Genomic DNA, 12,107 nt, shown 5'->3' with positions numbered 1-12,107 from the left:
AATATCAATAATCCTCCCATGAATTTTCTTTAAGAAATTTGCGGCAAATGACGTATTTTGATGCAGATTGACGGTGAAGTCCTTCTAGCTGCAGAGCAGAACGGATCGTTTCCGGAATAAATTCGTCATACTTAACCTCTAAAATGATGAAATTCTCGTCCATCGCTGCGACGGGCTTCAAATCCTTATCGAAAATATCCATCTGATGCAGCCCCGTTCTTAAATCCTTGTCAAATGTAATGCGAACGTTGCCGTAGGGATAAACCAATGGCTCACGCACATAATCCACGATGACTTTAGGTCTGAGCAGACGGTGATTCATTTGCTGGTACAGCTCCATTAGAAGCGGTTTATCCGGGACGTGAAGAACCTGAAAGTCATTCGCGAGAATGGAGCGATACATGTCCAGGGTAATAGGCTCCTTTACCTTGGCGATGTAGTCGTTTAGCTTGATTTTTTTCTCAAAATGGATGATGTGATCCCGCACATTGTAAATGCGAATGCGATATTTGCAGCGCTGGCGGATGCCCCCGAGCTTTTCATGCAGTGCCGTATTATCAATGTCGTCAAAATAGAGACTACGGATATGATACTCGCCGTTTGCTCCCGCATGCTGATCATGATCCATGAGGTTTATCAGCCTTTGCCGTATAACATAGTATTGCTGCCGATTAATGATAAATTTGAGCTCATGCCGATATTTAAGTTTCGTGCTCATTGGATGCTTGTACACCTCTTTTCATGTGTGGGTTACAAGACATATCCTAGCAATGGTTTCTGATTTCTTACTTAATGTGAACTGAATGTAAACTGAAAGTTAATGGGTCTCGTGAGGATTAGGAAGAGGAATGGCATCGTTATCATTTTGAGAAGTTATGACCGGGACAATCACACATCTATACTTCCTTCAATACTGTACTACAGAGGAGGAATGGGTGTTATGCTGTATGATCAAGTCCGAATGAAGGAGCTGTTACTAGAAGAAAAGGGTTGGAAGTACGAAGCGTATCGACAATTTGCAATGAAGCTGTCCGATCCCTCGTATTTATTTCCATGTATCCCGGCAACCATTGGGTTCAAACAGGGGCATTTTAGATACGGCTTCATCGGAGATCCGCGGGGCGACCAGGCCGCGACTGAGATGGCCACACTGCTGAAACGCTTCGGGGAACAAGCCAGAAGCTATGGCAGGTATACTTCACTGGTTCTATTTTGCGAGACGTCGAAGGAACTGACTGACAGTTGCTCCGTTGAGGAATACAGGGAAATATTCTGGACGCTGCTTCGCAAAGTTCGAGCCTTGGATAATCATGATTGGCCCGCTCATATCCCCACTGATCCTCATGATCCGGTTTGGGAGTACTGTTTTGGTCAAGAGCAATATTTCATGTACTGCGCTACGCCCGCCCATCGATTGCGCCAAAGCCGGCATTTTCCCTACTTTATTATGGCGATCACGCCTCGTTGGGTGCTGGTGGATTTCAATTCATCTAGTGAAGCGGCCAACCGCATGAAGCATAGGATCAGGGAACGTATTCTGCAATATGATGCTGTCGGTATTCATCCCGACCTGAACAGCTACGGAAGCGAGGACAACTTGGAGTGGAAGCAATACTTTCTGCGGGATGATACTGCTCCGTCCGGCGACCGGTGTCCCTTTTCCGATATTCATCTGAAGAAAAGTTGATTCAATTGTCGTACAATCCTCCCACCCTGAATAAAATGGTACAAGTTCGACGTTTGCTGAGAGCCATGGGATGGGAGGACGAAGGCATGAGCTTGTTTATAAGTTACATTTTACTAGGGCTGTCGCTAGCTGCGCCGATCGGTCCGGTCAATGCCGCGCAGATGGATCGCGGGATTCGGGGCGGCTTCTGGAACTCCTGGATTCTGGGGCTCGGCTCCCTGGCAGCTGATTTTATTTTTATTGTGCTCGTTTATTTTGGAACGGTTCACTTTCTGCAGATTCCCTTTGTGAAGGCCTTCTTGTGGCTGTTCGGCTGTTTTGTGCTTATTTATAGCGGATGGGACGGGCTTCGGGGAGCAAGGGAAGTGGCAGAGTATAGGAATGCCCGGCACGAAACTTTGTACAAATCGTTCGGCACAGGATTCATTCTATCGATCTCGAACCCATTGTCGATAATGTTCTGGCTGGGCATTTACGGCTCAATCTTGGCGAAGGCGGCTCAGACCTACGGCTTGAAAGAATTGGTGCTGTACACTTCGGCCGTGATTTTGGGGCTAATGATTTGGGATTTGACGATGGCGGTCATGTCCAGCGGTTTTCGTCGCTACTTGACGCCTCGACTGTTAACGGGCATATCATTGCTTTCGGGGTGGTCGCTAATCGCTTTCGGGATATATTTCGGCTGGCAAGCCTTTAGTGAGCTGTTCGGATAACGTTTAAAGCTGTACTGCGTTTGTCTCTCGGTTAAGGCAATATTGACAATGATAATCATTATCATTTATATTCTTCCTAGATCATCGAATCCATTTGAAATTGATTTAAGGAGAAGAGTAATGAATAAAATCATGATTATATATGCCAGTCTGACCGGAAATACCGAGGAAATGGCTGAGTTAATTGCGGAAGGCGTACGCAGTACGGGAGCAGTTGCTGAATTGAAGGCGGTAGAAGATTGCAACGCGGTCGATTTGAGGAAGTACGATGCATTTTTGCTTGGAGCTTACACTTGGGGCGATGGAGAACTGCCAGACGAGTTCCACGATTTTTTGGAGGAGATGGAGGAGATCGACTGGAAAGGGGCAAGAACAGCCTTGTTCGGGAGCGGGGATACCAGTTATCGATTATATTGCGGGGCTCTGGATGAATTGGAATTGAGAATGAAGAAGCTTGGAGTTGAGGTAGTTCAAGAGAGCCTGAAAGTAGAGTACGGCCCAAATCAGGAGGAGCAGGAGCTTTGTCGGGAGTTCGGAAGGAGTTTTGCCGATCACCTGCATGTCCAATCCTAGGCGATGAGAATGCAATTATGATGAGAATGCAATTATTTGATTACGAACTCGAGGAATGGCTCCGGACGACATATTCTGCAGCGTGCTCCTCTCTTCCGAGCAAAAAGCTAACTTGGTGCCACAGAGTGCAATATGCAGTCGGACACGCCATTAATGAATACTATGGTATGATACCGGATGCAAGAGCGCGCATACCCGTACATTTACTGCTGGAGCGTCGTTGGCCGAAGCGAGTTGAGGATTTTTTGGGGGAAGCCCACTACAGACATGTATATCGTACAGTTATGGAGCAATTGGAGCGGATTTTTAAAGAAGCAAACTCAGCGGATTATCCTGTGGCTCTCTATGAGCAGTGGAGTACGAATGTCGCTGAATTGAATTTGAATCTCGTCATGATCTTTCAGGTCGTTTGGCACAACAAGCAGACGGATGAATTTATTGTCCAGAAGTTCTTGGTTCAGGATGATGCCGAAGTAAATCAAGCTTTCGTACACATGACGAATGTGTTCTGGCATTCCGTTTATGGAAGACCAGCAGATCAGATTGTAGTTTATGCACTTATGAATGGGAGAAAATACAGTTATCTCGGGGAAAATCTGCCCCTGCAGCAGTCGCTCGACTATATGAACCTGCTGGCGGAAGTCGTTATGGAAGCAGCACCCGTAGAAATTCCAGTTTAGATTAGAATATTTCTATCCCCTTGTCAGCACAATAGACCATGATTGGTTCAAAGTGTGCAAATACAAGGATAGGGGAATCAATGGGTTGAACGAGACAAGCAAAGATACAAAGGAGAAATCGCTGAAATGGTGGCAATTGTCGTTAATGGGAGTAGCCTGCACTATTGGCACCGGTTATTTCCTCGGCACGGGTGTCGGTATTAAAATCGGCGGGCCGGCCATCATTCCAGCATTTATACTAGCTGCGATCGGAACATTTGTCGTATTTGACGTACTCGCCCGCATGAACTCGCAAGATCCGCAGGAAGGCTCGTTTTGTGTATATGCACGCAAAGGATTTGGGCGTTCCGCTGGCTTCAGCAGCGGCTGGGTGTACTTTACTTCCGAGATTCTAATTATGGGAAGCCAAATGGCTGCTCTGTCCCTGTTCACCCGTCTATGGTTCCCAGGACTGCCGATGTGGGTATTCGCCTTGATTTATGCAGTACTCGGCCTAGTCATCATTATATTGGGGACAAAAGGGTTCGAGCGGGCGGAGCATTTGTTTGCGGTCATGAAGCTGGCTGCGATTATCGCCTTTCTGGCGATCGCCGGCGCTGCAATTTTGGGCTGGCTCGGCACGGCTAAGCATGCTCCCAAATGGCCCGTGCCTGTCTTCCCTACAGGAATAATAGGCGGTTGGTCAAGCCTTATATATGCGTTCTATGCCTTCGGCGGCATTGAAGTGATGGGGCTTCTGGCGCTTCGTCTGAAGGATCCCAAGGAAGGCCCCAAGGCGGGCCGATGGATGATTGGAACATTGACGGTTCTTTACATGGCCTCATTGTTGCTGGCACTAAGCCTGACCCCTTGGAACACCATGGGGACTAAAGAGAGTCCATTCGTTGTTTCGCTTCAAGGGTATAACTTGAGCTTTGTGCCGCATTTTTTTAATGGGGCATTCATTATTGCCGGATTCTCCACCATGATTGCTTCCCTGTTCGCCGTGATTACGATTCTCGTGACTTTAGCTAAAAACAAAGATGCCCCTCCGTTGTTTGCCAAAGTAAGCCGCGGGAAAAGGGAGACCCCCTATTATGCGATTGGAGTTACGGCTCTCGCATTGGGCGGATCTATTCTGTTAGCTCTGTTCCTGCCCGAGAAAATGTATGAGTTCGTGACAACCGCAGCAGGTCTGATGCTTATGTACAACTGGATCTTCATCCTATTCACGTCCGGAAGGCTGCTGAAGCTAACCGGCTGGGGACAGACGAAGCGCTGGATCAGTACGACGATCATCGCTCTAGCTATAATCGGTACAGCGTTTCATCCCACGAGCCGTCCAGGCTTATGGATCAGTTTGGGCTTTGTATTGTTAATTGGAGGAATAACGCTGCTGATGAAACGGATTTGGAGCAAGGAGAAGAGCAGGGACAAAAGCAAGGTGCGAAGAATGAGAGCGGAGGGGGAACCGACGTAAGCAGGGCGAATGCAAGCAAAAGAGGAGTCAGCGTCAATCGCTGTCTCCTCTTTTGGGTACGTGTCCTTAGATGCACCATGATGAGGAAAGGATCAGTGAACCCGATTTACCGATCTTTCTACCGCCATATCACATCGCTTCCCGAGGGAAGCAGGACTATGTTTTGTCGAGAATTAGGGTATTGCTTTGTTTCAGGTATATTAAAAATGTTACCATATACAATTACATACTTCACCTATAAGAATGTATAGGTATTTATCCGTACTCGTTAGTTATAAGTAGGACATCCGACTAGCGACTGATACGGCTTCCGTACTAGACTGGACACCGAGTTTTTCGAAAATGATCTTTTTGTGATGGTTCACTGTACATTCTTTAATATTTAATTTGAGGGCGATGGACTTCACCGTCTGACCTTGGGCGATCAGTCGAAGCACATGCAATTGACGTTCGGTTAGCGGAACTGGATCGAGCGGCGGTGCTTCTGATAGATTTTGCAGACTGCTCAGCATGTTCCCCGGAATCAGCTTGGCGATGGCGATGAGTTCGCTTTTCATATTGGCGTTAATCGTAGAGACATCAAGATAACCTATCGTTTTTGACCCGACGGTCAATGGTGTGGAGAAGCAATGCCAGTTCTTGAAAAAAGGACTTTCATGCTCTTCCGGCGGCAAATAAATTGGAGTGCGGTGGGCCATCGCTTCGGATACCGCATTAACTCCACAGCTTTCCTCGGTTAAATACATTCCTAGGCGAATCTCAGACTTACGCACAACCTCCTGCAGTTCCTGGCAATAATCCATAGCCAGCAGGACGCCATCCTCGTCGGTCAGAAAGAACAGATAGGTACCTGATAAATGCTCCTTGATGTTGTCGATGCACTCTTGAAATATAGTAATCAGTTGTTTGTTGTTCTGCACAATTTGCTCAAATTGCGATTGGGTTGTAAAGACGGCGGCTGAATTTGAGGACGGTTGATGAAATGCATCTTTTTTTTCAGACATGATGTATAACCCCCTTACTGCCTTTCATTCAAAAAATCAGCTCTACTACTATTTATCGGGTCTTCAAACGTAAATTTTGAATTAAGATTGTAAAATCTAAGTCAAAGCTTCAAAATATAAGATAACTCAACTTTCGCAGCTCAAATCTCCAAACAAACCCTTAATATAGCTGGGTAAACCGGAGATCCATTCCTGTAGTTGACAAAATACAGCTGTTTTGTTCTTCTTTGTTTTCGCCTGGGACATTTCGAGAAATAAACTCATGAGCTGCTGAAGTGCAGTCTGGTAATCTAGATCGCGGACCTCATCAGCAAAGAGGAAAAAGAGTCCTCCCAATGTTCGGTCATCACTCGATTGGCGTCGTTCGTATTCCATCGCCAAATATCGGCTGAATACAATCGTGGTGTGGCTAATCAGCTGATCAAAGGAGCGGCCTTGGAATTCGGTTCCCAGTTTTAAGTAGCTTTTGGTGACTTTGAAAAAGGTCTCTATGCTCCAGCGCATACCGTAAATACGTACGATTTCAGTCGCATCAAGCGTCACATCTGTACTTAAAATCGCCAGCCACTCCCGTTTTTTATTCCGGTTGCGGACAAACACAAGCTTCACGGGTAGACCGCAGGCGGTGTGTACGATGATCGAGCCTTTAATATCTTTGGCATTCGATGCAGGAAGGCTTTGAAACACCTCGCGCAGTGTCATTCGCTTGCCTTGAACTAGATAGCGTTGTTTCATTTCTTTAACCATGCCAATCACGGGCAGACCTTGGCCAGTGAGCTCGCGAAGCAGTGGAGCTTGCGTAAACCAGCTATCCATAAGCACGTAATCAGCGGTGAATCCTCCACGTAAGGCTCGTTCCAGCAAGGCTACGACAGCATCCGGCTTTCGAGAAAAGGCCTCCATCCGGCGTTTGTAGCCGTTACTGCGTTTGGAAAGATTCGAAGCCATTTCGCACAGACGGTTGGCTAATTTAGCGGAAGACAGCATGACAAAATCAAGCGGAGCAAAACTAAATCCGTCTGACCAGCCTAGCGTTAGCATAGTGTAACCTTTGGTGAATTTGCCTGTGGAGTGGTCAAATACACGTGCCAAGAGTTCCGCTTTTCTGCTACGATTTCGGCTGAGCACGGAATCGTCAATAATGAACACACGTACCCGGTGGGACGAAATGAGCGATTCGAAATGGTGCACGATTCGAAGACTCAAAGCCTGCAAAAAGCGCCGCCAAGCAAAAGAAGCCTGATTCAAAAAACGGTAGATAACATCCTTGCCGGGAAGATCTGCTCCGCGATCACTTTCCAGGAGTCGAAACCAGTTTTTCCCCTCAAAGACCAAAGAGAACACGATTTGGAAAATCGCTAGACTTGAAAGACCGAAAGATTTAGAAATACCCGCTTGTCGTAACGTTTTTCCGATGTGGAGACTGGCAAAAATTTTGGGAAAGTGAGACTGTTCAGACAGGGAATGTTGTTGTAACATAGGGTTACACACCTTTCTTGTTGGTATGGTTGATTAGACACTTCCATGATACCAAACAAGCAAGGTGTTTTTTTGTCAATACGAGTAAATCTATTGAATTCTTCTTGCGCACTCAAGGGTTTAAGTCATTTTTCTAGGTGCGAAAGTTGAGTAAGATAATTTATGGTGATATTAAGGCAGGGGAGATAGAAGAAATGAAACTGGTGTCATGGAATGTCAATGGGCTTAGAGCGTGCGTAAATAAAGGGTTTTATGATTATTTTCGGGCAGTGGATGCGGATATATTTTGCGTTCAGGAAACAAAGCTGCAGGCAGGGCAAATTGACCTGGAACTGAGCGAGGAATATGAGCAGTATTGGAACTATGCGGAGAAGAAGGGGTATTCCGGAACCGCTGTATTTACGAGAATCAAGCCGCAATCTGTGCGATATGGGCTGGAAGATGATTCGGAGCCGGAAGGACGAATTATTACACTGGAGTACGAGTCATTTTATCTGGTGAATGTGTATACGCCGAATGCGAAACGAGATCTCTCCAGGCTGCCCTATCGATTGGAGTGGGAGGAGCGGTTTCGTAGTTACTTGGTAGAGTTAGATCGACAGAAATCCGTTATCGTAACCGGGGATATGAATGTTGCACACCGGGAGATCGACATCAAAAATGCTAAATCGAACGCGGGCAATTCGGGGTTTACGCTGGAGGAGCGGGAGAAAATGACGCAGCTGCTAGAGGCTGGATTTGTGGATACGTTCCGTTATTTTTATCCCGACCGCGACAATGTCTACAGCTGGTGGTCGTACATGCCAAAGGTAAGGGAGCGGAACATCGGCTGGAGGATCGATTATTTTCTGGTCTCGAACCGGCTCAGCGAGAAATTGGTGGATGCACAAATCGATTGCCATGTTATGGGCAGCGACCATTGCCCTGTTGTGCTGGAGATGGCGAATATTTAGGAGCCGGAAGGCGCGGATCTATGCATTTTTCGAAAAAATCCATGTCATGAGCAGTAGGTTATGGGATCTTCTTAGCCCTTGTATCCTTTGTATCCCTTCTTGTAGCAAGGGCTAAGATCGATGCTCACTCTACTGAAGGCGATGGTGCGGAAGATTGTGTGGCAGCGGATGATTCCCCTGAAGATGGGGGGTTGCCAGACGAATGTTCAAACTGCGAATGATTCCCCTGAAGATGGAATGTTACCAGACGACTTTCATATTGATGCATGGCTTCTTGAGAAATTACGACCGTATCTCCATGTTCATTTGTTGTTTCGCCTCCACTCAACTGTTCATCCTTCTGATCATACTGCTCCAACTGCTGAGACTCCTCAGCCCTCTCAGCCCTCTCAGCCCTCTCTAGCTTCTCAGTTGTTCCTACTTCAGGCAGATTTGCCATGAGTTTTTCCATACTTTCGCTATCCATTTGTAACTGCATATTTTTGATCATCTGTCTTTTTTCTGTATCTGAAGCGCCGCTTTGGGCGATCTGTATGATCTGTTCCAATCTGGATGTTGTTTTCTGCTGCATGGTATCGGCTGAGAATGACAAGGCTTGAAAGTACATTGGTCGGAAACCTTCTTTCTTTTATATTTTGAGTCGTATGAGGTATATATCGGGGAATTCGTGCCATTAGTTAATATTTGGAAATGGATTGATTGACGTTAATTTCGTGACCAATTTTCATGTGGGATTAATTTTGTGCCTTAAAGTCCTATTCTGCATAAAAAGGGCAGCAGCAAGCTACCAAAAGGTGACTTACTGCTGCCCGTATTTATGTTCTTTTATTCTCTTTTATTCTCTATAGAGGTAAATTTGTATTTCCTTCTTGTCTATTTAACTTATGTTGCAGATGACTGATCGCCTTTATTGCGATGGCGAGTCCAAGGAGTTCCAAGGAGAGGGAGCGCCCATCTGTCGAGTCCATACCATCCGGCAACCTTCCAGGCTAGCACAATCCAGGTGGCGAGTATAAATAGCAGCGGGTTAGTACTTAAGGTTCCTGCGAACAGGAAGCTGGCATTCATGAATGCGCCGAAGAACGCAGCGATACCTGTCAACAAGCCAAGAATGAGGCCGAGTCCTACGAGCAGCTCGCCAAAGGCAACGAGATAAGAGAAGAGTGTAGCATTGGGGAGTACCATGTTTTCCAGAAATGAGGCATACCATCCCGCAACGTCTTTTCCTTCTGCCGCTTTGCCAACCGCCCCTTTAACGAATCCCGTCAGCCCCGCGCCTGCATTGCTTCCGACCCAATTATCGTTCGTAACCTTTCCCCATCCGGCACTTAGCCAGGCATAACCTAAATAAAGCCGAATAACTAACCATAGAAGTGCTGATCTTGTGTTATTAAACAAAAAGTTTGAAACCGGGTTTTCAGGAATAATGATGTTTTTGCCTCTTAATTCCTCTTTGATTGTCATTTCATCGTCTCCTGTACTTTAAATTTTAATTATTTAGGTTTATGTTATATGAATTGATGGGATTGTGGAAGGAGAAAGATGGATATTCTGTTCATCCTTAGGAATTATTATTTACGATTTTTTAGGAATTCATTCCTGCAGCGTTTTTTCATCAGAGCAAACAATGCTATAAGAGAGCAAATCAATGCTATAAGGTATATTGTGGATGATATGATTAGGTCGAGGTTGCAAATCGATAAACGCTGCTTCATTCATTTATCTTGTTGCGCTCTCTGACGCTTTTGAGGATGCGATTTTAGGATGTGAGATTAACATACAGCAAGTCTAGCGGTAAAGCATGCCGGCTACTTTTCCATGGGAAAGGGAGTCGTTTTTTTTGCGTTATGCGAGTCCGTGTGGATAATGCGTGTTCAGGGAGTGAATGTGAGTCCAACGGTTTGTCAGCGCTAACGGTTGCCATTGCCGTTAATCTGCAAATTTTCTGCTTTTTAGGAATCTAACGGTTGTATACGTTGTTAATGTAACGTTTTTATTATGCTGCGGCGTATTATGCAGAGATAACGTGGATTACAACCGTTAGAATACCGAAGTGCTCATTTTCGACTGATTAACGTCTGTGGCAACCGTTAGAAAATCTAACCAGGGGCTTCGCAAGAATCGACCGATAGCAGGTCGGGATTGCTGATAGCACGTTGGGATGCCGATAGCACGTTGGGATTGCTGATAGCACGTTGGGATTGCCGATAGCACGTCGGGATGCCGATAGCACGTTGGGATTGCCGATCGCGCCCCGAGATTGCCGATCGTGCCTCGCACATCGTCCACATCGGGGGATCAAATTATTACGTAACACGTAACGCGGCTGGAAGGACGAAGGGATGGCCACCTGCTGATTAGCAGTGACTAGCAGTGACGGGGTAGCCGTTTTGATGCCATTCGAGAATCCTTCATTCATGACATATAGCTGTCCGTGGGAGAGGTAGCCTTCGGGGGCAGCCTAACACCTAACAGGCAATCCCTGGGGCTGTTTTTTTATGATAATAGCAATAACCCCAGTAATGCCGCAGCATTTCTAGGGTTATTTAATGAGGGGAGCATGACTCTACTTGAAGATACGCTGAGAGAATTGATAGAGCCCGCTGCTCCATACCTTACCTTCATGCCCGCCGATATCCAGATACCACATATGGGGAATATTCATAGAGTCTAAGCTGTTATGAAAGTTTTGACTTACCCATAGCAGATCGTCCGACGCGCCGCAAGACAGCCATAGCAGGTTTAGTTGACTAGTTGTCTGGGACGGGTTGGTGATGAGCTGTGACGCCGACTTTGTATTAGGGGCGGATGAAAATGCGCCAATCCAGGAGAACTTGTCCAGATGTTTTAACCCGAAGTTCAGCGATTGTCCGCCGCCCATCGACAGACCAGCCAAAGCTCGATGTTGGGCATCGGCATATACCGGAAAATGAGTGTCAATGTAAGGGACGAGGTCGTTGATCAGATCAAACTCGAAGGTTTCGAAGGCAGCCACCTTGTCCGGTGCAAAAATATCGCCAGTTGGACGATCATCCTGCATGGCGCGGCCGTTCGGGAAGACAACAATCATTGGCTCCAGCTTGTTATCAGCGTACAGGTTGTCTAAGATATTTCTAGGGTTCATCTGATTAAGCCATTCATATTGATCCCCGCCAATGCCGTGTAGCAAGTAGAGGACATTATAGGTTTGCGACGTTGTATAGCCCGGAGGAGTATAAACCATTGCATTCCGTGTTTTGCCTACTGTTGTAGAATAATAGGAAATTTGCTGCACATTTCCGCGAGGAATATTATGACGGTAAGCGTCGTATCCCTGGGGTGCCGGGATTACGGTTCCACCGGAAGCTGCGGCGGCAGCACCGCTTGTATTTTGCGTTGGAGATTGGGCATAGGACATCGATGGGACGAGCAGCGTAATGAGCACAACGAGAGTAAAAAGTTTCTTCATTTCACTTATCCTCCTTGTTTTCAGATGTTCTGGCCTTGCACATTGGAGTAAGTAATAAATGCTTCAGTTCTGTTACTCTCTCAGTAGCTAAACTCCTTACTACTATAGAAA

Annotated in this window: 12 protein-coding genes; 6 read left to right on the top strand and 6 right to left on the bottom strand. The window is 46.4% G+C overall.

Annotated elements, in window-relative coordinates:
• Window positions 1–4: 4 nt before the first annotated feature.
• Window positions 5–718 (bottom strand): polyphosphate polymerase domain-containing protein, encoded by a 714-nt coding sequence (locus EIM92_RS23370; RefSeq protein ID WP_125084906.1) that lies wholly within the window; start codon window positions 716–718, stop codon window positions 5–7.
• Window positions 719–940: 222 nt separating this feature from the next.
• Here EIM92_RS23370 and EIM92_RS23365 point away from each other — a divergent pair, with 222 nt between their 5' ends.
• From EIM92_RS23365 to EIM92_RS23345, 5 genes are all read left to right on the top strand, one after another.
• Window positions 941–1,687 (top strand): YqcI/YcgG family protein, encoded by a 747-nt coding sequence (locus EIM92_RS23365; RefSeq protein ID WP_125084905.1) that lies wholly within the window; start codon window positions 941–943, stop codon window positions 1,685–1,687.
• An 86-nt stretch (window positions 1,688–1,773) separates the two neighbouring features.
• Window positions 1,774–2,400 carry a LysE family translocator gene (locus tag EIM92_RS23360; RefSeq protein ID WP_125084904.1) on the top strand — a complete coding sequence of 209 codons (627 nt, stop codon included), beginning with the start codon at window positions 1,774–1,776 and terminating at the stop codon, window positions 2,398–2,400.
• Window positions 2,401–2,520: 120 nt separating this feature from the next.
• On the top strand, window positions 2,521–2,973 hold the full coding sequence (locus tag EIM92_RS23355) for a flavodoxin (RefSeq protein WP_125084903.1): 453 nt from the start codon (window positions 2,521–2,523) through the stop codon (window positions 2,971–2,973).
• 17 nt (window positions 2,974–2,990) lie between these two features.
• Window positions 2,991–3,653, top strand: a complete 663-nt coding sequence (locus tag EIM92_RS23350) for a hypothetical protein (protein WP_125084902.1) — start codon at window positions 2,991–2,993, stop codon at window positions 3,651–3,653.
• A gap of 85 nt (window positions 3,654–3,738) precedes the next feature.
• Window positions 3,739–5,112 (top strand): amino acid permease, encoded by a 1,374-nt coding sequence (locus EIM92_RS23345; RefSeq protein ID WP_125084901.1) that lies wholly within the window; start codon window positions 3,739–3,741, stop codon window positions 5,110–5,112.
• A 272-nt stretch (window positions 5,113–5,384) separates the two neighbouring features.
• Here the strand turns inward: EIM92_RS23345 and EIM92_RS23340 are convergent, their stop codons facing one another.
• Both EIM92_RS23340 and EIM92_RS23335 read right to left on the bottom strand, forming a co-directional pair.
• Window positions 5,385–6,116 carry a LuxR C-terminal-related transcriptional regulator gene (locus EIM92_RS23340; protein WP_125084900.1) on the bottom strand — a complete coding sequence of 244 codons (732 nt, stop codon included), beginning with the start codon at window positions 6,114–6,116 and terminating at the stop codon, window positions 5,385–5,387.
• Window positions 6,117–6,242: 126 nt separating this feature from the next.
• Window positions 6,243–7,595 (bottom strand): IS4 family transposase, encoded by a 1,353-nt coding sequence (locus EIM92_RS23335; protein ID WP_125081488.1) that lies wholly within the window; start codon window positions 7,593–7,595, stop codon window positions 6,243–6,245.
• A 194-nt stretch (window positions 7,596–7,789) separates the two neighbouring features.
• Here EIM92_RS23335 and EIM92_RS23330 point away from each other — a divergent pair, with 194 nt between their 5' ends.
• Window positions 7,790–8,548, top strand: coding sequence for an exodeoxyribonuclease III (locus tag EIM92_RS23330; RefSeq protein WP_125084899.1), 759 nt, complete (start codon window positions 7,790–7,792; stop codon window positions 8,546–8,548).
• A 124-nt stretch (window positions 8,549–8,672) separates the two neighbouring features.
• Here EIM92_RS23330 and EIM92_RS23325 read toward each other — a convergent pair whose 3' ends face one another.
• The 3 genes from EIM92_RS23325 to EIM92_RS23315 all read right to left on the bottom strand — a co-directional run bounded on the left by EIM92_RS23325 (window position 8,673) and on the right by EIM92_RS23315 (window position 11,996).
• Complete coding sequence (locus EIM92_RS23325) at window positions 8,673–9,155, bottom strand: hypothetical protein (RefSeq protein WP_125084898.1); 483 nt, start codon at window positions 9,153–9,155, stop codon at window positions 8,673–8,675.
• A gap of 275 nt (window positions 9,156–9,430) precedes the next feature.
• On the bottom strand, window positions 9,431–10,012 hold the full coding sequence (locus tag EIM92_RS23320) for a DoxX family membrane protein (protein WP_125084897.1): 582 nt from the start codon (window positions 10,010–10,012) through the stop codon (window positions 9,431–9,433).
• Window positions 10,013–11,114: 1,102 nt separating this feature from the next.
• Complete coding sequence (locus tag EIM92_RS23315) at window positions 11,115–11,996, bottom strand: alpha/beta hydrolase (protein ID WP_125084896.1); 882 nt, start codon at window positions 11,994–11,996, stop codon at window positions 11,115–11,117.
• Between the last annotated feature and the right edge of the window lie 111 nt (window positions 11,997–12,107).

It is taken from the genome of Paenibacillus lentus, from assembly GCF_003931855.1.
Lineage (GTDB): Bacteria > Bacillota > Bacilli > Paenibacillales > Paenibacillaceae > Fontibacillus > Fontibacillus lentus.
The sequence above is the reverse complement of the archived record's forward strand: the minus strand, read 5'-3'. Positions and strand labels throughout refer to the sequence as shown.